Origin of the sequence: Bradyrhizobium sp. STM 3562 (assembly GCF_045571435.1) — a bacterium.
In the GTDB taxonomy this organism is placed as follows: Bacteria; Pseudomonadota; Alphaproteobacteria; order Rhizobiales; family Xanthobacteraceae; genus Bradyrhizobium.
The window spans coordinates 7729147-7752569 of record NZ_CP120694.1; the positions used below are offsets into that span (position 1 = coordinate 7729147).

The 23423-nt window shown below is 63.2% G+C and carries 19 protein-coding genes; 8 read left to right on the forward strand and 11 right to left on the reverse strand.

The window, feature by feature from the left end:
* Window positions 1-414: 414 nt before the first annotated feature.
* Both P6U23_RS35775 and P6U23_RS35780 read right to left on the reverse strand, forming a co-directional pair.
* Window positions 415-1227, reverse strand: a complete 813-nt coding sequence (locus tag P6U23_RS35775) for a tetratricopeptide repeat protein (RefSeq protein ID WP_407176985.1) — start codon at window positions 1225-1227, stop codon at window positions 415-417.
* Between the two features lie 175 nt (window positions 1228-1402).
* Window positions 1403-1606, reverse strand: a complete 204-nt coding sequence (locus P6U23_RS35780; RefSeq protein WP_024507641.1) for a hypothetical protein — start codon at window positions 1604-1606, stop codon at window positions 1403-1405.
* 246 nt (window positions 1607-1852) lie between these two features.
* Here P6U23_RS35780 and P6U23_RS35785 point away from each other — a divergent pair, with 246 nt between their 5' ends.
* Window positions 1853-3238, forward strand: coding sequence for a leucyl aminopeptidase family protein (locus P6U23_RS35785; RefSeq protein WP_407176986.1), 1386 nt, complete (start codon window positions 1853-1855; stop codon window positions 3236-3238).
* Complete coding sequence (locus P6U23_RS35790) at window positions 3231-4073, forward strand: C40 family peptidase (RefSeq protein WP_407176987.1); 843 nt, start codon at window positions 3231-3233, stop codon at window positions 4071-4073. The genes P6U23_RS35785 and P6U23_RS35790 overlap by 8 nt, the downstream gene beginning before the upstream one ends.
* On the opposite strand, the gene P6U23_RS35795 is transcribed toward P6U23_RS35790, so the two are convergent.
* The 6 genes from P6U23_RS35795 to P6U23_RS35820 form a co-directional block, all read right to left on the reverse strand.
* Window positions 4070-5707, reverse strand: a complete 1638-nt coding sequence (locus P6U23_RS35795) for an ABC transporter ATP-binding protein (RefSeq protein WP_407176988.1) — start codon at window positions 5705-5707, stop codon at window positions 4070-4072. The two genes, P6U23_RS35790 and P6U23_RS35795, sit on opposite strands and share 4 nt — an antisense overlap.
* 7 nt (window positions 5708-5714) lie before the next feature.
* Window positions 5715-6893 (reverse strand): ABC transporter permease, encoded by a 1179-nt coding sequence (locus P6U23_RS35800; RefSeq protein WP_407176989.1) that lies wholly within the window; start codon window positions 6891-6893, stop codon window positions 5715-5717.
* A complete protein-coding gene (locus P6U23_RS35805; RefSeq protein WP_407176990.1) occupies window positions 6893-8005 on the reverse strand; it encodes a microcin C ABC transporter permease YejB in 1113 nt (370 codons plus the stop codon). Before P6U23_RS35805 ends, P6U23_RS35800 begins: the two co-directional genes overlap by 1 nt.
* Window positions 8006-8008: 3 nt before the next feature.
* Window positions 8009-9877 carry an extracellular solute-binding protein gene (locus P6U23_RS35810; RefSeq protein ID WP_407181699.1) on the reverse strand — a complete coding sequence of 623 codons (1869 nt, stop codon included), beginning with the start codon at window positions 9875-9877 and terminating at the stop codon, window positions 8009-8011.
* A gap of 14 nt (window positions 9878-9891) precedes the next feature.
* Complete coding sequence (locus P6U23_RS35815; protein WP_407176991.1) at window positions 9892-11811, reverse strand: extracellular solute-binding protein; 1920 nt, start codon at window positions 11809-11811, stop codon at window positions 9892-9894.
* Between the two features lie 337 nt (window positions 11812-12148).
* Window positions 12149-12697, reverse strand: a complete 549-nt coding sequence (locus P6U23_RS35820; RefSeq protein ID WP_407176992.1) for a c-type cytochrome — start codon at window positions 12695-12697, stop codon at window positions 12149-12151.
* A 205-nt stretch (window positions 12698-12902) separates the two neighbouring features.
* Between P6U23_RS35820 and P6U23_RS35825 the strand changes: the two genes are divergently transcribed.
* Window positions 12903-13643, forward strand: coding sequence for a 3-deoxy-manno-octulosonate cytidylyltransferase (locus P6U23_RS35825; RefSeq protein WP_407176993.1), 741 nt, complete (start codon window positions 12903-12905; stop codon window positions 13641-13643).
* 116 nt (window positions 13644-13759) lie between these two features.
* The gene (locus P6U23_RS35830) at window positions 13760-14623 is read left to right on the forward strand and encodes a prephenate dehydratase (protein ID WP_407176994.1); all 864 of its coding nucleotides are present in this window, start codon (window positions 13760-13762) and stop codon (window positions 14621-14623) included.
* 146 nt (window positions 14624-14769) lie between these two features.
* Here the strand turns inward: P6U23_RS35830 and P6U23_RS35835 are convergent, their stop codons facing one another.
* Entirely contained in the window at window positions 14770-15789 is a 1020-nt protein-coding gene (locus P6U23_RS35835) for an LLM class flavin-dependent oxidoreductase (protein WP_407176995.1), read from the reverse strand.
* A gap of 365 nt (window positions 15790-16154) precedes the next feature.
* Here P6U23_RS35835 and metF point away from each other — a divergent pair, with 365 nt between their 5' ends.
* A complete protein-coding gene (gene metF / locus P6U23_RS35840; protein ID WP_407176996.1) occupies window positions 16155-17081 on the forward strand; it encodes a methylenetetrahydrofolate reductase [NAD(P)H] in 927 nt (308 codons plus the stop codon).
* Complete coding sequence (metH, locus tag P6U23_RS35845) at window positions 17081-20950, forward strand: methionine synthase (protein ID WP_407176997.1); 3870 nt, start codon at window positions 17081-17083, stop codon at window positions 20948-20950. The genes metF and metH overlap by 1 nt, the downstream gene beginning before the upstream one ends.
* 72 nt (window positions 20951-21022) lie before the next feature.
* Here metH and P6U23_RS35850 read toward each other — a convergent pair whose 3' ends face one another.
* On the reverse strand, window positions 21023-21550 hold the full coding sequence (locus P6U23_RS35850; RefSeq protein ID WP_407176998.1) for a DUF3617 domain-containing protein: 528 nt from the start codon (window positions 21548-21550) through the stop codon (window positions 21023-21025).
* Between the two features lie 39 nt (window positions 21551-21589).
* A complete protein-coding gene (locus P6U23_RS35855; protein ID WP_407176999.1) occupies window positions 21590-21880 on the reverse strand; it encodes a hypothetical protein in 291 nt (96 codons plus the stop codon).
* Between the two features lie 170 nt (window positions 21881-22050).
* Between P6U23_RS35855 and P6U23_RS35860 the strand changes: the two genes are divergently transcribed.
* On the forward strand, window positions 22051-22536 hold the full coding sequence (locus P6U23_RS35860; protein ID WP_407177000.1) for a hypothetical protein: 486 nt from the start codon (window positions 22051-22053) through the stop codon (window positions 22534-22536).
* Between the two features lie 200 nt (window positions 22537-22736).
* Window positions 22737-23420: a ribonuclease T2 family protein gene (locus tag P6U23_RS35865; protein WP_407177001.1), complete on the forward strand. Its 684-nt coding sequence runs from the start codon at window positions 22737-22739 to the stop codon at window positions 23418-23420.
* The last annotated feature ends 3 nt before the right edge of the window (window positions 23421-23423 follow it).

Here is a 23423-nt window from a genome sequence, read left to right on the forward strand (position 1 = left end):
CCGGGCTGTCTCGGCTGAACCTGTGGTCAACGCCCCGCGCACTTTTCTCGCGCGGGGGCCATGGGTGCAGCCAGCACCCGGCATTCCCTGCGCCCTCTGGATTTCGGAGGGTCAAGTCGATGCAAAGCTCGGGCGAACTCCGTCGCGAGAATGCGGACGCACGTCTCCCCAACGTCATTGCGAGGAGCGAAAGCGACGAAGAAATCCAGACTGCGTCCGCGGAGAGATTCTGGATGGCTTCGCTTATGCTCGCAATGACCGAGTGCGCTGTTTGACAGTTGAATCGGAAGTCACCGACCATGTCGTCCCGGCGGAAAGCCGGGACCCATACCGCGCAATCTCTCAATAGACTCGACTGACAGTTGCCCCGAATCCAATGCTTCGTCCGCCCCAGCGCGCGGCTGTGCCAGCGCCCTAATCCGGGCGGTTGAGATCCGCAAGCGGCGCGGTATTGCGGGCAGCCGCCGCGCGGGTGTTGTCCTTGCCCTTGAGCATTTCGCGCAAGTAAGCGACGTTCGCGGCCGCCTCGTCCGGCGGCAGGTCGCTCTTGACGATGCTTTCGGCCTCGGCGAACCGCCCTTGCAGGCCGACGACGAGACCGAGATTCTGCCGCACCCGCGCATCGGCTTTCGGGCTGGCATAGGCCTGGCGCAGCATCTGCTCCGCCTTGGGCAGATCCTTCGAGAGCATGTAGGAGAGGCCGAGATTGGACAGCACCGACGGCTCGCCCGGCACGATCTTGAGCGCGCTCTCGTAATAGCGCCGCGCCTCCTCGTGCCGCCCCATCTGGTCGAGCGCGGTGCCCTGCACCGACAGGATGCGCCAATCGGGATTGTCAGGCGTGTGGGCGCGCGAGAGCACGTCAAAGGCCTGCTGGAAATTGCCGTTGTCGGCGAGCGCGCGCCCCCATGCGGCCAGCAGTTGCTTGTTGCCGGGATTGGCGATGGTCGCCTGTTCGAGCACGGCCGCGGCCTGCGCGCGCTGGCCATTGGCGCGCAACGCCTGGCCATAAGCCAACGCCGCGTCGGCATCTTTGGGATTGGCGCGGTAGCGGTCGCCGTAGGCTTCCATCGCGCGCTGCGGATCGGCCGCAGGCGGCGGCTCCGACTTGGCGGTGATTGATCCCGTGATGTCGGACATGGTCTGACAGCCGCCGAGGCCAGCGGCCAACACCGCCGTCAGGGCCGCGGATGCGAGAAGCCGGGCGGGACTAAACTGCTGACGCATGGACAGGTGATTCTTCGCGGCAAGGGATCGATCCGAATGCCTCAGCAATAAAGCGTTAACCCTAACGCCCGGTTAATGACGCTCCGCGACTTACGGCTAAGCATTCGGCCGAAGCTGCGGAGAGATCTTGGGGATCAGCGTCTCGAGGCCCGGCTGTCGTGCAGCGCCGCGCCGCTCAATATTCGAGCGCGAGCCGCTTCCTGACCTCGTCGAGCCGCTTGTCCAGCTCATCGAAACGCGCATGCAGGGCGCGGTCGTGCAGGTAGAAGACGTAACCGAGTGCCAGTAGCCCGAAAACCCAGTGATGGCTTTCAACATAATTCAGCACCGCCTCGATCGCGTGACCGATGAAGGAGAGCACACCCAGCACAGCATCCATCGCATTTCCCCGATATCTCTGCGGCAATGGTCGCGCGGTCCCGAACATCTGTACCGAAGCGCGACCATTCCGCTGAACGGATTGGGACCGGAACATAGCACATCGGCGTGCTGCCGCTGACAGCCGTGAGATCTCAGCGATTGCGGGCACGACAAAACTTTGCGAAGTCTTCCTCATCCGGAAAGCAAGCCTTGATCCGCCCTTTAATCCGCTCCTTAAAGAAGCGCCTCTGTAGACGAGCCACGCATGCCGATCCCGTTCGAAACCGCGCCAGCCGCTGCCGCTTCGGCGGTTCCCGTCCTCTTCGTCAGCAAATCCACATGGGAGACGACCCGCGCCACGCTCTCGCCCTCCGCGCTGCAATTTGCTGCGGCGAACGGCTTTGCGGCCAAGCCCGGAGCCTGCCTGACGCTGCCGGACGCCGACGGCGGAATCGCGCAAGTCGTGTTCGGATTGGAGGATGCAACTGCCAAGTCGCGCGATCCGTTCAGGCCGGGGGCGCTGCCGGGCCTGTTGCCGGCCGGCTCCTATAGTTTCGCGAACGCGCCGCATGATGCGCGTCTGGCAACGCTCGCCTTTGCGCTCGGCAGCTACCGCTTCAGCCGCTATCGCAAGGCGGAGGCGCCGGCGGTCAAACTGGTGCCGCCTGACGGCATCGATGTCGCCGAGATCACTGCGGTTGCCGAGGCGGCGATGCTCGCCCGCGACCTCATCAATACGCCCTCCAACGAGATGGGACCGGAGGAGCTGGCCGTTGCCGCGAGCGAGGTCGCCGCGCGGTTTGGCGCGCGCTTCAACTGCATCACCGGCGATGAACTCAAGCAGGGCTTTCCGCTCATTCATGCGGTCGGCCAAGCCTCGATCCGCGCGCCGCGACTGATCGAATTTTCCTGGGGGGATCCCGCGCACCCCAAGGTGACGCTGGTCGGCAAGGGCGTCTGCTTCGATACCGGCGGACTCGACCTGAAACCCTCCTCGGGCATGCTGCTGATGAAGAAGGACATGGGCGGCGCCGCCAACGTGCTGGCGCTGGCGCAGATGGTGATGGACGCGAAGCTGAAGGTGCGGCTGCGCGTGCTGATCCCGGCGGTCGAGAACGCGGTGGCCGGCAATGCCTTCCGGCCGCTCGATATCTTCCGCTCGCGCAAGGGGCTGTCGGTCGAAATCGGCAATACCGATGCCGAGGGCCGGCTGATCCTCGCCGATGCCCTGGCCTATGCGGACGAGGAAAAGCCGGATCTCCTGATCGACATGGGCACACTCACCGGCGCCGCGCGCGTGGCGCTCGGACCGGATCTGCCACCGTTCTATACCCAGGACGACGCGCTCGCCGAGGACGTGGGCCGCTGCGCGCGCGAGGAGAACGATCCGCTCTGGCGCATGCCGCTGTGGGGGCCGTACGATAGCTGGCTCGATGCGAAGGTCGCGGACGTCACCAATGCGCCATCGGGCGGCTTTGCCGGCTCGATCACCTGCGCGCTGTTCCTGCAGCGCTTTGTCGAGCACGCCAAGAGCTGGCTGCATTTCGACATCTTCGCCTGGACGCCGCAGGCGAAGCCCGCCCGGCCCGAGGGAGGCGAGTGCCAGGCGGCGCGTGCAGTCTTCCGGCTGCTCGGAGAACGCTATGCTTGACCCGCGCCTGACGCCCGCTCGCGGCGACATCGCTGCCAAGTTTCTCGAAGGCAAGGTGACGGCGGAGCGTTTTGTCGAAGGTGAGACCTTCGAGATTTGCGAGGCGCTCGCGCCGCTGCGCGAGGCGCCCTCCCCTGAGGCCATGCTGTCGACCCAGGCGCTCAAGGGCGAGCGTGTCACGATCTACGATCGCAACGGCGAGGGCTGGGCGTGGGGTCAGCTCGAAACCGATGGCTATGTCGGCTGGCTTCCGGTCGCTGCGCTCGCCACACCGATCGTTGCGCCGACACACAAGGTCATCGCACTGCGCACCTTCGCCTTTCCCGGCCCGTCGATCAAGCTGCCGCCGACGCAGACACTGGTGATGGGCACGCGCCTGGCGATCACGCGCGAAGACGGCTCCTTTGCGATCACCCGCGAAGGCTGGCACCTGCCAAGATCGCATCTTGCCGGCCTCGACAGCCATGCGCCGGACTACGTCGCCGTCGCCGAACGCTTTGTCGGCACACCCTATTTGTGGGGCGGCAAGAGCAGTCTCGGCATCGATTGCTCAGGCCTGGTGCAGCTATCGCTTCAAGCCGCGGGCCTCGACTGTCCGCGCGATAGCGACATGCAGCAGACCAAACTCGGCCGCGTGCTCGATGCCGCGGCAGCCAAGCAATTGCAGCGTGGTGACCTGATCTTCTGGATAGGCCATGTCGCGATCGTCCGCGATGCTGAGACGATTGTGCACGCCAATGCGTTTCACATGGCCACCGCGATCGAGAACACGAGGCAAGCGATCGCCCGCATCAAGGCGGCCGGCAGCGACGTCGTGACGATCAAGCGGCTTTAGCTTGCGACCGCGCCGTTCCCGGCAGCTTCGTGCCGGAAGGCGGCGGCGAACAGGGCCCGGGTGTAATCGGTTTTCGGGCTCTTGAACAATGTAGTCGCCGGCCCCTCCTCCACCACCTTGCCCTGGCGCATCACGATTAGATGGCTCGCCAGCGAGGCGACCACGCGCAGGTCGTGCGAGATGAACATGTAGGTGAGATCGTGCCTGCGTTGCAGCTCGCGCAACAGATCGACCATCTGCGCCTGGAACAGCATGTCGAGCGCGCTGGTCGGCTCGTCCAGCACGATGAAATTCGGCTCCAGCACCACCGCGCGCGCGATCGAGATACGCTGGCGCTGCCCGCCCGAGAATTCATGCGGATAGCGGTAACGTGTCTCCGGATCGAGCCCGACGTCCTCCAGCGCCTTGATCACGCGCGCCTCGCGCTCGGCCTTGGACAGCGAGGGTTGATGCACGCTCAAGCCTTCCGCGACGATATCGCCGACCGACATGCGCGGGCTCAAGGAACCGAACGGATCTTGAAAGACGATCTGCATGTCGCGGCGGAACGGCCGCATCGCCTTGAAGCGCAGGCCCTGGATGTTCCGCCCGAGAAATACGATCGGCCCATTGGAGGAGATCAGGCGCAAGAGCGCCAGGCCGAGCGTCGTCTTGCCCGAGCCGGATTCGCCGACGACGCCGAGCGTCTCGCCCTTGCGCACGGCAACGCTGACGCCGTCCACGGCCTTGATATGGCCGACGGTAGAGCGCAACAGCCCGCGCTTGATCGGAAACCACACCTTCAGATCATCCGCCGACATCACGACCGGCGCATGCGGCCGCGGCGGCGCCGGGTCCGGCTTCGGCTCGGCCGCGAGCAGCGCGCGGGTGTAGGGATGCTTGGGCGCCGTAAAGACCTGTTCGACCGGGCCCTGCTCGACGATCTTGCCGCCGTTCATGACGCAGACGCGATCGGCGATGCGGCGAACGATGCCGAGATCGTGGGTGATGAACAGAAGGCTCATGCCAAGACGGGCACGAATATCCGCGAGCAGTGCCAGAATCTGCGCCTGCACGGTGACGTCGAGCGCGGTGGTCGGCTCATCCGCGATCAAGAGGTCAGGCTCGTTGGCGAGCGCCATCGCGATCATCACGCGCTGGCGCTGACCGCCCGACAATTGATGCGGATAGCTGCCGAGCCGCGTTTCCGGCTCGGGAATGCCGACTTGTCGCAGCAGTTCCAGCGTGCGCGCGCGCACCATCGCGGAGCTGATGTTCTTGTGCAGGCGAAGCGTCTCGCCGATTTGCGACTCGATCGTATGGAGCGGGTTGAGCGAGGTCATCGGCTCCTGAAAGATGATCGAGATGTCGTTGCCGCGGATCTCGCGAATATTGTTCTCCGAGAGGCCGAGCAGCTCGCGCCCCTTGAAACGGATGCTGCCCGAAGGATGCGAGGCGTTCGGATAAGGCAGCAGCTTCAGGATCGACAGCGCGCTGACCGACTTGCCGGAGCCGGACTCGCCGACCAGCGCCACGCACTCGCCGCGCTTGATCTCGTAAGAGATCTTGTCGACCGCTAGAGAGGTACCGCCCTGCTGGTGGAAGGCCACCGAGAGATCACGGATCGAGAGCAGCGGTTGGCTGGTGGCATCCATGCGCATCTCACCTGAACGTCTTGCGCGGATCGAAGGCGTCGCGCACGGCTTCGCCGATGAAGATCAGCAGCGACAGCATGATCGCGACCGAGAAGAAGCCGGTGAAGCCGAGCCACGGCGCCTGCACGTTGGCTTTCGCCTGTGACAACAATTCGCCGAGCGATGGCGAGCCCGGCGGCAGGCCGAACCCCAGGAAATCCAGCGCCGTCAGCGTCATCACGGAGGAGGACACGATGAAGGGCAGGAAGGTCATGGTCGCCACCATCGCGTTCGGCAGCAGATGGCGGAACATGATCACCGGGTTGGAAACGCCGAGCGCGCGCGCCGCCTGAACATATTCGAAATTCCGCCCGCGCAGGAATTCGGCGCGGACCAGGCCAACGAGCGAGACCCATGAGAACAGGCACATGATGCCGAGCAGGACGAAAAAGCCCGGCGGCAGCACGGCCGAGATGATCAGAAGCAAATAGAGCGAGGGGATGGCATTCCAGATCTCGATGAAGCGCTGGAAGCCGAGATCGATCCATCCGCCGAAATACCCCTGCACGGCGCCGGCGGCGACACCGATGAGGGAAGAGATGACGGTAAGACTCAAGCCGAACAGCACCGAAATGCGGAAACCGTAAATCAGCCGGGCCAGCACGTCGCGTCCCTGATCGTCGGTGCCGAGCCAGTTATATTCAAGGTCACGGCAGCTCTTCAGGCCCTTCCGCTCCACCACCGGCTTGCATTGCGCCTCCGTCAGCATCCACGTCGGCGGTGATGGCGCGGGCGTCGGCAGATCCAGATTGTGTGTGTCATAGGAATAGCGGATCAGCGGCCAGACGATGAAGCCGCCCTTGTCCTTGATCAGCTTCTGCAGATAAGGATCGCGATAGTCGGCCGCGGTTTCGAAATCGCCGCCGAAGGTGGTTTCCGAATAGGTGACAAAGGCCGGCCAGTACAAATGGCCATCGAACTTGATCATAAAGGGCCGATCATTGGCGATCAGTTCGGCGAACAGCGAGACGAAGAACAGAACCGAGAAGATCCAGAACGACCAGAAACCGCGCTTGTTCGCCTTGAAATTCTGCCAGCGGCGGCGGTTGAGCGGCGAGGGCTGGAACGCATGGCGGGTGACGGGCACGGCCTCGCCCAGCGGCGAACGCGTGGTGGTCTCGACAGGAGGCGGCGCGGTGATCGTCATCAGACCTCCCTCGCCTCGAAATCGATCCGCGGATCGATCCACATATAGGTGAGGTCGGAGATCAGGTTCACGATCAGGCCGACCAGCGAAAAGATATAAAGCGTTCCGAACACAACCGGGTAGTCGCGGTTGAGGACGCTCTCAAAAGAGAGCAGCCCCAAACCGTCGAGCGAGAAGATAGTCTCGATGAGAAGCGAGCCGGAAAAGAAGGCGTGAATGAAGGCGCCCGGAAAGCCGGCGATCACGATCAGCATCGCGTTGCGGAAGACGTGACCGTAAAGCACCTGCGTTTCGCTGCAGCCCTTGGCGCGGGCCGTCATCACGTACTGCTTGCGGATCTCGTCAAGAAACGAGTTCTTGGTCAAGAGCGTCATGGTGGCAAACGCGCTCAGCGCCATCGAGATCAGCGGCAGCGTCAGGTGCCAGAAATAGTCGATGATCTTCCAATACCAGGGAAACTGGGACCAGCCGTCCGACGTCAGTCCCCGCAGCGGGAAGATGTTGAAGAAGGAGCCGCCGGCGAACAGGACGATCAAGAGGATGGCGAACAGGAATCCTGGGATGGCGAAGCCGACGATGATGACGGCCGAGGTCCAGGTGTCGAACTTCGACCCATCCCTGACCGCCTTGCGGATCCCGAGCGGGATCGAGATCAGGTAGGTCAGCAGCGTCATCCAGATGCCGAGCGATATCGAGACCGGCAGCTTTTCCTTGATCAACTGCAGTACGCTGATGTCGCGGAAATAGCTCTTGCCGAAATCGAAGCGCGCGAAATTCCACACCATGAGCGCAAAACGCTCCGGCGCCGGCTTGTCGAAGCCGAACTGCTTTTCCAGGCTCTTGATGAAATCGGGATCGAGCCCCTGCGCGCCGCGATATTTTGAATTCACTGCATCCGCGGCGGCGCCGACCTGGCCTGGACCGCGCGCGCCAAAATCACCGCCGCCTCCCGAGATGCGAGAGGTGCCGCCCGTATCGGCGCCCTGGAGCTGAGCGATGACGCGCTCGATCGGGCCGCCCGGCGCGAACTGCACCACGGCGAAGGAGACGAACAAGATCCCGAGCAGCGTCGGGACCATCAAGAGTATGCGGCGGGCGATATAGGCGCTCATGAGCTACTTCGCCTGCTCCACCTTGGCGGCCTTGGCCGCGTCATACCACCAGTTCTCCGGCGCGCCGACGCCTTGCGCATAGCGCGGCGGCTTGGGTGGATGGCTGAACTCGTCCCAATAGGCGATGGGGTGCGTGCTACGATACCACTGCGGAACCCAATAGCGTCCGGCCCGAAACACGCGGTCGAGAGCCCGGCACGCAAAGGTCAGATCGGCGCGCGTCTCCGCGCCGATCGCCTTCTCGATCAGCGCGTCGATCGCCGGATTGGCGATGCCGGCAAGATTGTACGATCCTTTGGTGTTGGCCGCTTGCGAGGAGAAATACGGCCGCAGGCTGTCGCCCGGCGTTGCCGACATGCTCAAGCGCTCAATGGTGATGTCGAAATCGAAATCCTCCACGCGGGCACGATATTGTACCGCATCGACCAGACGCAAGCTTGCTTCGACGCCGAGCGTGTTGAGGTTTTTGATGAACGGAGCGTGATGCGGCTGGAACGAGGGCTCGTCGATCAGGAACTCGACGGTAAAAACCTCGCCGCTCGGCAAGTAGCGCTTGCCGTCCTTGACGGTGAACCCGGCGTCATTGAGCAGTTGCTGCGCCTTGCGCAACAGGGCGCGATCCTGACCCGATCCGTCCGAAACCGGCGGGACAAAGGGCTGCCCGAACACCTCATCCGGGACTTGGCCACGGAACGGTTCCAGCAATTTCAGCTCTTCCGGCGAAGGAGGCCCCTCCGCCACCATGTCCGAGTTCTGGAAAGGCGAACGCGTGCGGGCATAGGCGCCGTACATGATGGTCTTATTGGTCCATTCGAAATCGAAGGCGTAGTTCAACGCCTCGCGCACGCGCGGATCCCTGAACTTCTCGCGCCGGGTGTTGATGAACCAGCCCTGTCCGCCCGATGGCGTTTCATCGGGGAGAGTTTCCAGCTTGACGCGACCGTCCTTGACGGCGGCAAAGTCGTATCGTGTCGCCCAGATCCGCGCGGTGAATTCTTCGCGATACAGATAGCTCTTTCCGGTGAAGCCCTCGAACGCGACGTCGCGGTCGCGATAGAATTCGTAGCGCACGGTATCAAAATTGTAGCTGCCGTGGCTGACGGGAAGATCGGCAGCCCACCAATCCTTGACGCGCTCGAACTCGATGAAGCGATTGACCTCGAACTTGCCGACCTTGTACGGCCCGCAGCCCAGGGGAATGTCGAGCGTTGATTCCTCGAACGGCTGCTTGGAGTAATAGGCTCTTGAGAAAATTGGCAGGCCCGCGACAAAGAGCGGAACGTCCCGGGCGCGCTTTTCGGCGAAGGTGACGACCAGCGTCGCATCGTCCAGCGCTTCCGCTTTCAGGAAATCACGCATCTGGACAAGGATCAGCGGGTGCCCCTTCTGCTTGAGCACATTGAGCGAGAAGGCGGCGTCCTGCGCGGTAAGCCTGCTGCCATCGTGAAAGCGCGCCTCGGGGCGCAGCGTAAAGCGGTAAGTCAGCTTGTCGGGTGAAATCCGCACCGACTTGGCCACCAGGCCGTACATCGCGTCAGGCTCGTCATTTGCGCGCACCATCAGCGAGGCAAAGGTCATGTCCATGCCTTGCGCGCCCTCGCCCTTGAGAATGTAGGCGTTCAGCGAATTGAAGGTGAAGAAGGACTGATTGAAGGCCCTGACCGATGGGATCAGCGAAAACAGCCCGCCCTTCGGCGCCGCCGGATTGACATAGTCGAAGTGCGCAAAGTCGGCCGGGTATTTGAGATCGCCGAAGACGGACATGCCGTGCATCTCCGGGCCGCCGTCTTCGGCCTGCGCGACGCGCAGCCACGGCGAAGCGAGCGCACCGATGCCGAGGCCGAGCACATGCCGGCGCGACAAAGCGGGCAGACGGATCAATTTGTTCAAGCGCGTTTGCCTATCCTGGCTGCTTTTTCGGCGTCCCACCACCATATCTCAGGAAAACCCGATGCGCCGTACTTCGGCAACTCAGCCGGACGTCCAAAACGATCCCATCGCGCCGTGCGCACTTTCGCATAGTTCCACTGCGGTACCACGTAGTGGTTCCACAACAGCACGCGATCGAGTGCATGCGTCGCAGCGACGAGTTCTTCGCGGGTCTTGGCATAGATGACGCGCTCGATCAGCTTGTCCACCGCAGGATTTTTGATGCCAACGATGTTTTCCGAACCGTTCATGTCGGCCGACTGCGATCCCCAGTACTCGCGCTGCTCGTTCCCCGGCGACAGCGACTCCGGCCAGGAGTTGACGGTCAGCATGTCGAAGTCGCGATTCCGTACGCGATTCTGATATTGGATCGAATCGACGCTGCGGATTGCCACTGAAACGCCAATGCGCTCCAGCGACGGCTTGTAGAAGAGAGCGACACGTTCAAAGGCCGGTTCGTCGGCAATCGTGAGAAGCTCGATGCTGAGAGGGCTGCCCGTCTTTGCATTCACGAGCTTGCCGTCACGAACTTCGTAGCCAGCCTCCTTTAGCAGCCTTTGCGCCTCCAGCAGGTTCTTGCGCGCCGCTTGATTGCTACCTCCAACCGGATTGGTGTACTCGGTCGTAAAGACCTCGGGCGGAACCTCGGGCCGAACAGTTTCCAGGATTTCCAGCTCCTTGCCCTGCGGCAAGCCCGATGATGCCAATTCCGTTCCGTCGAAATAGCTGGAACACCTTTTGTAGCTCCCGTAGAAGAGCTGCTTGTTCATTTCCTCGAAATCGAAAGCAAAATTCAGAGCGCGGCGGACCCGCGCGTCCTTGAATTGATCGCGACGAATATTGGGCGTGAACGCCTGCATCACGCCGGAACTGCGGTTTGGAAACTCCTCCAGCACGACACGCTTGTCGCGCACCGCCGGGAAATCATAGGCGGTGGCCCAGGTCTTTGCCGAACTCTCGGTACGCCAGTCGACCTGATCGCCTTTGAACGCTTCGAGCGCAACGGTGCTGTCGCGGACAAAGTCGTAGCGCAGTTCGTCGAAGTTGAAGCGCCCGACATTGACGTTCAGATTGCGTCCCCAGTAGTCGTTCGCACGCTCCAGCACGATCGTGCGCCCGGTCTCGATCTGCTTGATGCGGTATGGACCCGAGCCAAGCGGCAACTCCAGGGTGGTCGCGGAAACGTCGCGCTTCTGGCCCTTGCTGTCGGTGCCTTCCCACCAGTGCTTCGGCAAGACCATCAACTGGCCGACGATCTGCGGCAGCTCGCGATTGCCCGGAGCATCGAAGGTGAACTTGACATCGCGGTCCCCGACCGCCTCGGCCTTCGCCACGTGCCGGTAATAGGCGCTGTAACGCGGATGGTACTTCTTGAACGAGTCCAGCGAGAAGATCACATCGGCCGGGGTCACGGGCTTGCCGTCCTGCCACTTGGCTTCGGAACGCAATCGGTAGATGACCCAGGACGAATCGTCGGGACGCTGTAGCTGTTCCGCAAGCAGGCCGTATTCCGTCGACGGCTCGTCAAGCGACGGCGTCGTCAAGCTTTCGTAGATCAGGTTGATGCCGGCCGCGAGCGATCCCTTGACACCAGAAACCACGGGATTGAAGTTGTCGAAGGTGCCGAGCGGACTGAGCCGCAACTGGCCACCTTTGGGCGCATCCGGATTGACGTAGTCGAAACGCTTGAAGTCGGCGGGATATTTGATGTCGCCGAAGAGCGAGAGCGCATGACGCCAAGGCAGCTCAGATGGCAGCTCAGGTGCCGTTTGCGCGCCTGCCGGCTGGATCGCAGAGAGGCCGGCAACATTGCCGAAGGCCGGGGCGAGCGCCGCGATGGCGCCACTTTGCAGAAGCTGTCGTCGGTTAATAGCCAAATCAACACGTCCTTTCGCTATCCCATGACTTGAAGAGAGTTGAGCGCCGTTTGGTTCGTCAGCGCGCTCTCTTGCTCGAGCGAAATCTCTCCGGGAATCCCCCGCCTTCGCCAAGACTGCCCTTCAAGACTGCCCTTGGAGACCACCTTTCGGGCCCGCTTACGCTCTAATTGGGGGGCAATATAAGGCAAGGATTCGACTGGTAAGGTTGCTTTTTCCTCATGATAGCACGGCTTCGTGCGGCGAAACGTCCTATAACAACCGCGCGAGCCCTCAAAACAATAACGGCCAGGCTGAGCCTGGCCGTTCTCGGGAACAATTGGCGTTGGCCGACCAGCTATTTCGAGGCGGTCGGCAGCGGAACCGGCGTATCAGCAAGCGTATGCAGATAGGCGATGACGTCCGCGCGCTCGCTTTCCTTCGGAATACCGGCGAATCCCATCGCGGTGCCCGGAACGAATGCCTTCGGATTGGTCAGGAACTGGTTCAGATCGTCGTCGGTCCAGGTACCACCCTTGGACTTCATCGCGGCCGAGAAGTTGAACCCGCGCCCCTCGCCCTTCTTGTCGCCGACGACGCCCCAGAGGTTCGGACCGACACGATTGGGCTCACCCTTTGCGAAGGTATGGCAGGCCTGGCACTTCTTGGCTGCGGCCTCGCCCTTCTGCACCGAAGCGGTCTGCAGCAGCTTCTCGATCGGCTCTTCCTTGGCCGGCGCGGCTTCCTTGGCGCCGCCGCCCGCCTCTTCCTTCACGGCGATCTCGAAGCCCGGCTTCTCCGGCACCTTCGGCGCAAACAGCGCGTTGGCGGTGAAATTGGTGATCAAGAGGACCAGGCAGGTGCCGAGAACCGCACCGAGGATCTTATTCAGTTCGAAGGAGTCCATGTCGAATCAGGCCCCAAGCCGAAAAGTCTATGATGGGGCCGGTTGGGCCGACCCGCGGAATTGAACCCCGGAATCGCGCTTTCGCATCCTCCCCCGGGAACAGCGATCAGATATCGGTTTGCCCGTGCTCTGGCAACCCGTATAAACGCGCCGGCTTTCGCCTCATCCCCACCATTCGGAAGCCTTGAAGCGAGACCCACCCCGCATGTCGGACAAACGCAGTTTAGTGGTGATTCCCGCGCGCATGGCGTCGACCCGCTTGCCCGGCAAGCCGCTGCTCGACATCGCGGGGCTGCCCATGATCGTCCATGTATTTCGCCGCGCGGAAGCGGCGGCGATAGGACGCGTGGCGGTTGCGACCGACACGATCGAGATCGCGCAAGCGGTGCGCGCCCACGGCGGCGAGGCAGTCATGACTCGCGCCGACCACGCTTCCGGCTCGGACCGGGTGTTCGAGGCGCTCGGCACGCTCGATCCCAGGGGCGAGGCCGAGATCGTGATCAATGTGCAGGGCGATTTTCCGACCATTGCACCCGGCAATATCCGCGACGTGCTGGCCCCGCTCTCCGACCCCGCGGTCGACATCGCGACCCTTGCGGCGAAGATCCACACCAAGGAAGAGAGCGCCAATCCGAATGTCGTGAAGGCGGTCGGCAGTCCGCTCGGCGGAGGACGCCTGCGGGCGCTCTACTTCACCCGCGCGACCGCGCCGCATGGCGAGGGGCAGCGTTACCATCATATCGGCCTCTACGCCTATCGCCGTGCCGCGCTGGAACGTTTTGTCCGCCTGCCGCCCTCACCGCTGGAGCAGCAGGAGAAGCTCGAGCAGCTCCGCGCGCTGGAAGCGGGCATGCGCATCGACATCACCATCGTTGACAGCGTGCCGCGCGGGGTCGACACCCCGGCCGACCTCGAAACTGCCCGCCGCATACTGGCGAAATCCTGAGCGCGAGCGGGGATGCCGTTTCCCCGAAGCGTGATCCTGCTCTATCCTTTTGTTTGCGCGTGATCTTTTCTGGAAATCGCTACCCATTTCTCCGGATCATGCTGTAGAAGGCCGCCATGACCAAAAAGCTGAAAATCGCGTTCCAGGGCGAGCCGGGCGCCAACTCCCACATCGCCATCGTCGAAGCCTATCCCGACGCCGAGCCCCTGCCCTGCGCGACCTTCGAGGACGCGCTGTCCGTGATCGCTTCCGGAGAAGCCGATCTCGGCATGATCCCGATCGAGAACTCGGTTGCGGGACGCGTCGCCGACATCCACCATCTTCTGCCGACCTCAGGCCTCTACATCGTCGGCGAATGGTTCCTGCCGGTTCGGCACCAATTGATGGCGCCGCGCGGAGCCAAGCTCGCCGACATCAAGACGGTCGAGAGCCACGTCCATGCGATCGGCCAATGCCGCCGCATCATCCGCAAGCTCGGCGTCAAGCCGATCGTCGCCGCCGATACCGCCGGCAGCGCGCGCGACATCGCCGAGCGCGGCGACAGAAGCGTCGCGGCCATTGCCTCGCGCCTTGCGGCCGAGATCTACGGTCTCGACATTCTTGCGGAGGATATCGAGGACGAGGCCCACAACACCACGCGCTTCGTGGTGCTGGCGCGCGAGGAGAAGTGGGCCCAACAGGGCTCGGCGCCGCTCATCATCACGACCTTCGTGTTCCGGGTGCGCAACCTCCCCGCCGCGCTCTACAAGGCGCTCGGCGGCTTTGCCACCAATGGCGTCAACATGACCAAGCTCGAGAGCTACATGGTCGACGGCAATTTCTTCGCCACCCAGTTCTACGCCGACGTCGAAGGCCATCCACACGACCGCGGGCTCGCCTTCGCGATCGAGGAGCTGAAATTCTTCTCCCGCGAGTTCCGCATCGTCGGCGTCTATCCCGGCCACAACTTCCGCGCGACGTTTCGGGAGAACGAGGAGTAATCCTTGTCGCCCCGGCGAAAGCCGGGCCCCATAGCCACAGGCGGTTGTTGTTTGCCCAAGGCACCAACCGTCGTGCTCGATCGATAGATTCCGCGGTATGGTCGCGGATCGCGCTCACTTCGTTCGCTTGTCCGGGACGACCACGCTTAGGCTGCGCGCGGCTTCGTCAGCCGGAACGCTTCCGCGAGCAGGCTGTATGACTTCTTCCGCGCCTCATGGTCATAGACGGCGGTGATGACCATCAGCTCATCCGCCTGGCACGCCGTGATCATCGGCTGCAGCTTCTGCATGACGGTCGCGGGGCTGCCGACGAACAGGCGTGAGCGATTGCGCGCGATCAAGGCGCGGTCGGCATCGGTGTAGGGATAGGCCAGAGCCTCTTCCGGGCTCGGCAGCGGTGAATACTTGCCGCGGTCGCGCAGTAATCGATTGAGATCCATTGACGAAGCCAGTCGTTCGGCTTCCGCATCCGTTTCCGCCGCGACCACCGCCACCGCCAGGATCGCATGCGGCGTCGCGCGCCAGCCGGACGGCTTGAAGTGGGCGCGGTAGCTCGTCATCGCAGCGACCGCGTCATGGGACGCGAAGTGATGCGCAAAAGCGAACCCCATCCCGACCTGCGCGGCAAGTTCGGAGCTGTAGTCGCTGGAACCGAGCAGCCAGATCGGCGGCAGTGGCGTGTCGTCGGGCATCGCCACGACGTTGTTGTAGGGATGCCCCGGTGGGAAATCACGCGTCTCCCACAGAATCAGTTCATGCAGTCGCTCCAGGAAATCGTCGCCCTCGCGGCGATCGAGCTGGCTGCGCAGCGCGTAGGCGGTGGCGCCATCCGTGCCGGGCGCACGGCCCAAGCCCAGATCGATTCGGCCAGGAAACAGCGCTTCCAGCATCTTGAAGCGCTCGGCCACCACCAGCGGCGCATGATTGGGCAGCATCACCCCACCGGAGCCGACGCGGAGGTGGCGCGTCGCCGCCGCGATCTGCCCGATCATCACGTCGGGGGCGGGGCTGGCGACGGACGCCAGATTGTGGTGCTCGGCGAGCCAGTAGCGGACATAGCCGAGCCCATCGACATGGCGGGCGAGATCGATGCTGTTGCGCAGCGCCGCCGCCGGGCGGGTTTCCGTGGTGACGACGGATAGATCGAGGACAGAGAGCGGGATCATGGCCTACTAACCTAGTGCACGGCAGCAAGCGGGCAATGAGCGTTCCGGGAAGCCCCCTCCCGCGGACTCGCGGGATCTCACGCGTCGGCGGCGCAGCACGGAGTTGGACATCTAAGCAAGACTTGAGAATTAAATTTAATTCGCCCACCCCATCTAGCCCGAGAAAATCTCCCCAAGTAGCGTCAAATGACCGATCTTTCGTTTCTACGCTTGCCCACTGCACGGCCCGCTCAGGTAAAATCATAGGCCAACATTAGATCATATTGGGCAATTTCCCACCACTGATGGGCTGTTTGCGGCTTCCCATTTGGCCTATCTTAGCCCCTCGCAAGCCCGAGCTGCGAACCACTGGAGTTTATGGTCCCATGACCGAGCCGACGCCCCCCGCCTCAAACGGGGCCCGAGCGCTGCCAGCACCTGCGATCTCGTTCGAGTTCTTCCCACCGAAGACCGAGGAGATGGAGAAGAGCCTTTGGGAGACCATCAAGCGGCTGGCGCCGCTTGCGCCCAATTTCGTCTCGGTCACTTATGGCGCGGGCGGCTCCACGCGGGAGCGGACGCATGCCACCATCGCCCGGATCCTTTCCGAGACCGCGCTCGTCCCCGCCGCCCACCTCACCTGCGTGGACGCGCGCTGCGCCGACGTGGACGACGTGGTGTCCCGCTACTACGAAGTCGGCGTCCGCCATATCGTGGCGCTGCGCGGCGATCCGGCCGGCGGCATCGGCGCAGCCTACACGCCGCATCCTGAGGGTTATCGCAGTTCGGCCGATCTCGTGGCCTCGATCAAGCGCCGCCACGGCGACATCGAGGTGACGGTCTCGGCCTATCCGGAAAAGCACCCGGAAAGCGCAAGCTTCGATGCCGACATCGACATGCTCAAGGCCAAGGTCGATGCCGGCGCCACGCGGGCGATCACGCAATTCTTCTTCGATAACGATCTCTACTTCCGCTATCTCGAGCGCGTGCGCTCCCGCGGCATCAACATTCCCATCGTTCCCGGCATCCTGCCGGTGCAGAATTTCAAGCAGGCCGCCAATTTCGCCAAGCGCGCCGGGGCCAGCGTCCCCGGCTGGCTCGCTCAGAAATTCGAGGGCCTCGACGATGACCCCGAAACGCGCAAGCTCGTCGCCGCCGCTGTTGCCGCCGGCCAGGTGCAGAAGCTGGCCAAGCACGGCGTCGAGACCTTCCATTTCTACACCATGAACCGCGCCGATCTCGTGTTTGCCATCAGCCATCTGCTCGGCATTCGCCCCAAGGGCACGAAGAACGGCGCGCAAGAGGCTGCCTGATGTCCGTAACCGTCTCCCCCAAGCGTGTTGCCCTGCTTGCCGCCGCGCGCGAGCGCATCCTGGTGCTCGACGGCGCCATGGGCACCATGATCCAGGGCCTGGAATTCGACGAGGCCGCTTTTCGCGGCGGGCGTTTTGCCAACTTCCATCGCGACCTCCGCGGCAACAACGATCTTCTGATCCTCACGCAGCCCAAAGCGATCGAGGACATCCACGCCGCTTACTTGCGCGCCGGCGCCGACATCGTCGCCACCAATACCTTCTCCTCGACCTCGATCGCGCAAGCCGATTACGAGCTGACCGATATCGTCTATGAGATGAACTGCGAGGGCGCGAAGCTTGCGCGCGCCGCCGCCGCGCGCGTCTCCGCCGAGGACGGCAGGCCGCGTTTCGTTGCCGGCGCCATCGGCCCAACCAATCGCACCGCCTCGATCTCGCCCGACGTGTCCAATCCCGGTTATCGCGCGGTGACCTTCGACGACCTGCGCGAGGCCTATGGTGAACAGGTCAGGGGCCTGCTCGATGGCGGCGTCGATCTGCTCTTGGTCGAGACCATCTTCGACACGCTCAACGCCAAGGCAGCGCTATATGCGATCGCGGAGATCTGCGAACAGCGCGGCATCGACGTGCCCGTGATGATCTCGGGTACCATCACCGACAAATCCGGCCGCCTGCTCTCGGGCCAGATGCCGGAAGCGTTCTGGAATTCGGTGCGGCATGCACGCCCGATCACCATCGGCTTCAACTGCGCGCTGGGCGCCGAGGATTTACGCGCCCATATCGCCGATATCAGCCGCATCGCCGATACGTTGGTCTGCGCCTACCCCAATGCCGGCCTGCCCAACGAATTCGGCCAGTACGACGAGACCCCCGAATATATGGCCCGCCTGATCGGCGAGTTCGCGCGTGACGGGCTCGTCAATATCGTCGGCGGCTGCTGCGGCACCACGCCCGAGCACATCAAGGCAATCGCCGCCGCCGTTGCGGCGCATAAGCCGCGCGTGGTGCCGACGATCGAGCCACGGCTGCGGCTGTCTGGCCTGGAGCCATTCGAGCTCACGCCCGCGATCCCCTTCGTCAATGTCGGCGAGCGCACCAACGTCACGGGTTCAGCCCGCTTCCGCAAGTTGATCACTGCGGGCGATTACACCGCCGCGCTGCAGGTGGCGCGCGACCAGGTCGCGAACGGCGCGCAGGTGATCGACGTCAACATGGACGAGGGGCTGCTCGATTCGGAAGCGGCGATGCGGACCTTCCTCAATCTCGTCGCTGCCGAGCCCGACATCGCCCGCGTGCCCGTGATGGTCGACTCCTCGAAATTTCACGTGATCGAGGCCGGCCTGAAATGCGTGCAGGGCAAGTCGATCGTGAACTCGATCTCGCTGAAGGAAGGCGAAGAGAAGTTCATCCACGAGGCCAAGATCGCGCGGCGTCATGGTGCGGCTGTCGTCGTGATGGCCTTCGACGAAAAGGGCCAGGCCGACACCTTTGCGCGCAAGACCGATATCTGCAAACGCGCCTACGACATCCTGGTGAACCGCGTCGGCTTGCCGCCGGAAGACATCATCTTCGATCCCAACATCTTCGCGATTGCGACCGGCATCGAGGAGCACAACAATTACGGAGTCGATTTCATCGAGGCCGCGCGCTGGATCCGCCAGAACCTGCCCGGCGCGCATGTCTCGGGCGGCGTCTCCAATCTCTCCTTCTCGTTCCGCGGCAACGAACCGGTGCGCGAAGCGATGCATTCGGTGTTCCTGTATCATGCGATTCATGCCGGCATGGACATGGGCATCGTCAATGCCGGGCAGATGATCGTCTATGACGACATCGATCCCGAGCTGCGGCAAACTTGCGAGGACGTCGTCCTCAACCGCGATGCAGGTGCAGCCGAGCGGCTGCTGGCGCTCGCGGAAAAATTCCGCGGCAAGGAGAAGCAGACGAAGGAAGCCGATCTCGCCTGGCGCGAATGGCCGGTCGACAAGCGCCTCAGCCACGCGCTGGTGCATGGGATCACCGAGTTCATCGAGCAGGACACCGAAGAAGCGCGCCAGGCCGCGGCAAAGCCGCTGGACGTGATCGAGGGACCGTTGATGGCCGGCATGAACGTGGTCGGCGACCTCTTCGGCGACGGCAAGATGTTCCTGCCGCAGGTCGTGAAGTCCGCGCGCGTGATGAAGCAGGCGGTCGCCTATTTGATGCCCTTCATGGAGGCGGAGAAGGCGAAGAACCTCGCCGCAGGGAACACCGACGATCGCCACGCCGCCGGCAAGATCGTGCTGGCCACGGTGAAGGGCGACGTCCACGACATCGGTAAGAACATCGTCGGCATCGTGCTTCAATGTAACAATTTCGAGGTCATCGACCTCGGCGTCATGGTGCCCGCCGCGAAGATCGTCGAGACCGTCAAGGCCGAACGCGCCGATATCGTCGGCCTCTCCGGGCTGATCACGCCCTCACTGGACGAGATGGCGTTTTTCGCGTCCGAGCTGCAGCGTGAGGGGCTGAAGGTCCCGCTCTTGATCGGCGGCGCCACCACGAGCCGTGTGCACACCGCTGTCAAGATCGACCCGAATTATCGCAGCGGGCCGGTGGTGCATGTCAATGATGCGAGCCGCGCGGTGGGCGTTGCGTCCTCGCTTCTGTCCGACAAGCGCGAGGCCTATGCGGCGGAGATCCGCGCCGAATACGCAAAAATCTCCGCGGCGCATTTCCGCGCCCAGGCCGACAAGAAGCGGCTGTCGCTCGCCGCTGCGCGGGCCAATGCTATGAAGATCGATTTTGCGGCGGCGCCGCCGAAGAAGCCGAGCTTTATCGGTACCAGGAGCTTTGAGAATTACGACCTCGCCGAGCTCGTCGACTATATCGACTGGACGCCGTTCTTCCAGACCTGGGAGCTCTCCGGCCGCTTCCCGGCGATCCTTGACGACGCCAAAGTGGGCGAAGCCGCCCGCGCGCTCTACGAGGATGCGCGCCAGATGCTCGAGCGCATCATCCAGGAGAAATGGTTCAAGGCGCAGGCCGTGATCGGCTTCTGGCCGGCCAATGCTGAAGGCGACGACATCGCGGTCTATGCCGACGAGACGCGGACCAGGAAGGTCGCGACCCTGCACACGCTGCGCCAGCAACTCGAGAAGCGCGAGGGCCGCTTCAACGCCGCGCTGTCGGACTTCATCGCGCCGCGCACCTCCGGGGTTGCAGATTATATCGGCGGGTTCGTCGTTACGGCGGGCATTGGCGAGGACGCGGTCGCCGATCGCTTCAAGAACGCCAACGACGATTACTCCTCGATCCTGTGCAAAGCGCTGGCCGACCGCCTGGCCGAGGCGTTTGCCGAACGCATGCACGCGCGTGTGCGCCGGGAGTTCTGGGCCTATGCGCCGGATGAGGCGTTGTCGAACGAGGAGCTGATCCTGGAGAAGTATCAGGGCATTCGCCCGGCGCCCGGCTATCCGGCGCAGCCCGATCATACCGAGAAGAAGACGCTGTTTGCGTTGCTCGATGCGGAGAAGCAAGCCGGCGTGAAGCTCACCGAGAGCTTTGCGATGTGGCCAGGCTCCTCGGTGTCAGGGCTCTATTTCAGTCACCCCGAGAGCTACTATTTCGGCGTCGGCAAGATCGAACGCGACCAGGTCGAGGACTATGCCGCGCGCAAGGGGATGAGCGCCGCCGAGATCGAGCGATGGCTCGCGCCGATCCTGAACTACATCCCGACGCAGGATCGCTCGCCCGCGGATCGCGCGGTGCAGGAGACGATGCCGACGGCCGCGCCCGTGGCGATGCCCGCCAACGATATCGCCTCGCATCCGCCCGGCTGCACCTGTGCGGCGCATCTCGCCTGGCGCAAGAAGGCGGCGGCGAGGGGATAACCCCTCGCCCCGGCGCACAGCGCCTCCTCACTTTACGGAAAAGGCCGCCGAAGTCCGCGCCTCGCAGCTTGCCTACTTCGGCAACAGACCTTTCAGCTTCTCCGCGTCCTTGACGTTGAGCTTGAAGCCGCCGGGCATCACGATGTCGCCGGGCTTCTGGCCTGGTTTGCACTCACCGAGCCACTTGCCTTCGAGCCGGGTGGTCAGATCGCGCAAATTGGCCAGGCCCTTGTCGCTGTGCGACGTGGTCACGATCGTGTAGGCGGAATTGAAGTCGCCGGTTATTTCCGAGTGCGAGGTCAGGGTGCCCCCGCCGACGCTGCAGACGGAATCGGCGACATAACCGTTCGCGGTCTTCTGCAGGTCCTGCTTGGAGCAGATTTGCTTTGCCATCGGCGAGACCGTGTTGTTCATGTCCTTGTCGGTCGTCGCGTCGGTGCAATGCTGCATCGTCAATTCGGGCAGACCGGAGCCGTTACGCACAAGCTTCATCTCCCACAGACCCGGCTTGCGCAGCGGCAAGTCCTCGCCATGCGCCGCCGGCAGCAAGACCGCCAGCGCGCCAGCACCGAGACACACAGGAACAAGCTGCCGCCTCATGATGCGGGCCCTAACTGGTTGCTCGTGGGTCGGGAAGTTTCAGTAAAGCGTACGCAGCGGCCGCTCATTGGCCCCATAGGGCACCCAGCGGCAGGAAAACGAGATGTAGCCGCCATATTGCGCGTCGACCGCGAGAAATTTGACCACCTTGCCATAGGAAGCGCAGTGATTGACGGCGAGCTGCCTTGCGTCAACCTGCTGGGCCAGAGAATAGGCGATGATGCCGCCGGTATCATTGCCTTTGAAAGGCGGCACCCAGTCGGCCCGCGCCGCGTGACCTCCCAGCATTCCGCAAATGGCAACCAGGCCCGCGGCCACAATCCTTCGCATCAGAGACTCCCTTTCGCTTGCGCGCATCTTAGGGCCGCCGATAAAGGCTGAAAAGCGACGTTGTCTCCTTGACGATTGGGTTGCTGAAAAGTGTTGCCGCGCTGCACTTGACCCGGTCGCGCCTTCGCGGCACGGTCAGCGCTCACTGATCAGCTTTGCCGGAAAAGACCATGCGCGACCTCATCACCTCGTTCAAACGGCTTGGATGCAAACGGCTTGGCAGCGCGACCGCGCTTGCGGCGGCATTGGGCCTTTTGGCGTCCGCGCAAACGGCACAGGCCGCCAACCCGCTCGAATTGAATTTCTGGCTCTCGGGCCCGCTATATGAGGGACGGGTCGCACCTTGCGAGAAGGCGCTCGGCACGATCACGTCGCAATTCCAGGAAAAAGAGAGCATGTACTGGAATTCGAGCCTGACGATCACCGGTTATGGCAACATTCACGAGGTGGCCTTCCGCCCCTGGCAGTCCGACAACATTCCGCGTCGCTTTTGCAGCGGCAAGGCCATGACCAGCGACGGCAAAGTGCGGACGGTCAATTTCTCGATCATCGAGGATGGCGGGTTTGCCGGCTTCGACCAGGGCGTCGAATGGTGCGTGACCGGGCTCGACCGCAACTGGGCCTATAACCCGCGCTGCCGCCTCGCCGGCCCGTAGGCCGCCGGCCGCCAATCAGTCGCGCGGGCGGCCATATGGGGATGGCGTCCGCGCGTTTCGCGCATATTGCGAAGGACACCGTCTTGCGATCTTGGCCTTCCGATCGTGCCTTGGTCCTGACTGCGCGCCGACCGACAATTTGTTCTTGAAATGTTCCACTCGCCTGCTAGGCTCCGCGCCGGTGTAGGGAGGTTTTTGTGATGTCTGTCTCAATCCGGATTTGTGGGATTCTCCTAGCGTGCAGCCTGGTTGCGGCCGCCAGGCCGGCCTCGGCCCAGGACGCGCGCCAGAATACCCCCGGCGAGTTCGATTATTACGTGCTGTCGTTGTCGTGGTCGCCGTCCTACTGCGAAGAGGCGGAAGAGCGGGGAAATAACGGACGGTCCCAGCAGGCCCAGTGCGGCGGGCGCCCGTTTTCCTTCGTGGTGCACGGGCTGTGGCCGCAATATGAGCACGGCTATCCCGAATATTGCCAGCGGCCGTCACCGCGGCTCGAGCGCAACATCATGCTCTCGATGCTCGACCTGATGCCCGCGCCGGGCCTGATCTACAATGAATGGGATAAGCACGGGACCTGTTCGGGTCTTTCCGAGCGCGCCTATTTCGAGACCGTCCGGAAGGCGCGTGCGGCGGTGAAGATTCCGCCTGAATTCCTGCAATTGTCCGAGCCCAAAACGGTGGCGCCAGGCGACGTCGAGGACGCCTTCATCAAGGCCAACCCCGGTCTCTCCCCCTCCGCTATCGCTGTCACCTGCAATCGGACGCGGCTGTCGGAAGTGCGCATCTGCATGAGCAAGGATCTGCAGTTCCGGAACTGCGAGGAGATCGATAGTCGCGCCTGCCGCCGTGACCAGGTGACGATGCCGCCGATGCGCGGCGGGTGATTC

Bases quoted from the DNA above. Each gene is read 5' to 3' on its own strand.
- P6U23_RS35775 (WP_407176985.1), bottom strand. From the start codon at position 1,227: ATGCGTCAGCAGTTTAGTCCCGCCCGGCTTCTCGCATCCGCGGCCCTG.
- P6U23_RS35780 (WP_024507641.1), bottom strand. From the start codon at position 1,606: ATGGATGCTGTGCTGGGTGTGCTCTCCTTCATCGGTCACGCGATCGAG.
- P6U23_RS35785 (WP_407176986.1), top strand. From the start codon at position 1,853: ATGCCGATCCCGTTCGAAACCGCGCCAGCCGCTGCCGCTTCGGCGGTT.
- P6U23_RS35790 (WP_407176987.1), top strand. From the start codon at position 3,231: ATGCTTGACCCGCGCCTGACGCCCGCTCGCGGCGACATCGCTGCCAAG.
- P6U23_RS35795 (WP_407176988.1), bottom strand. From the start codon at position 5,707: ATGGATGCCACCAGCCAACCGCTGCTCTCGATCCGTGATCTCTCGGTG.
- P6U23_RS35800 (WP_407176989.1), bottom strand. From the start codon at position 6,893: ATGACGATCACCGCGCCGCCTCCTGTCGAGACCACCACGCGTTCGCCG.
- P6U23_RS35805 (WP_407176990.1), bottom strand. From the start codon at position 8,005: ATGAGCGCCTATATCGCCCGCCGCATACTCTTGATGGTCCCGACGCTG.
- P6U23_RS35820 (WP_407176992.1), bottom strand. From the start codon at position 12,697: ATGGACTCCTTCGAACTGAATAAGATCCTCGGTGCGGTTCTCGGCACC.
- P6U23_RS35825 (WP_407176993.1), top strand. From the start codon at position 12,903: ATGTCGGACAAACGCAGTTTAGTGGTGATTCCCGCGCGCATGGCGTCG.
- P6U23_RS35830 (WP_407176994.1), top strand. From the start codon at position 13,760: ATGACCAAAAAGCTGAAAATCGCGTTCCAGGGCGAGCCGGGCGCCAAC.
- P6U23_RS35835 (WP_407176995.1), bottom strand. From the start codon at position 15,789: ATGATCCCGCTCTCTGTCCTCGATCTATCCGTCGTCACCACGGAAACC.
- metF (WP_407176996.1), top strand. From the start codon at position 16,155: ATGACCGAGCCGACGCCCCCCGCCTCAAACGGGGCCCGAGCGCTGCCA.
- metH (WP_407176997.1), top strand. From the start codon at position 17,081: ATGTCCGTAACCGTCTCCCCCAAGCGTGTTGCCCTGCTTGCCGCCGCG.
- P6U23_RS35850 (WP_407176998.1), bottom strand. From the start codon at position 21,550: ATGAGGCGGCAGCTTGTTCCTGTGTGTCTCGGTGCTGGCGCGCTGGCG.
- P6U23_RS35855 (WP_407176999.1), bottom strand. From the start codon at position 21,880: ATGCGAAGGATTGTGGCCGCGGGCCTGGTTGCCATTTGCGGAATGCTG.
- P6U23_RS35860 (WP_407177000.1), top strand. From the start codon at position 22,051: ATGCGCGACCTCATCACCTCGTTCAAACGGCTTGGATGCAAACGGCTT.
- P6U23_RS35865 (WP_407177001.1), top strand. From the start codon at position 22,737: ATGTCTGTCTCAATCCGGATTTGTGGGATTCTCCTAGCGTGCAGCCTG.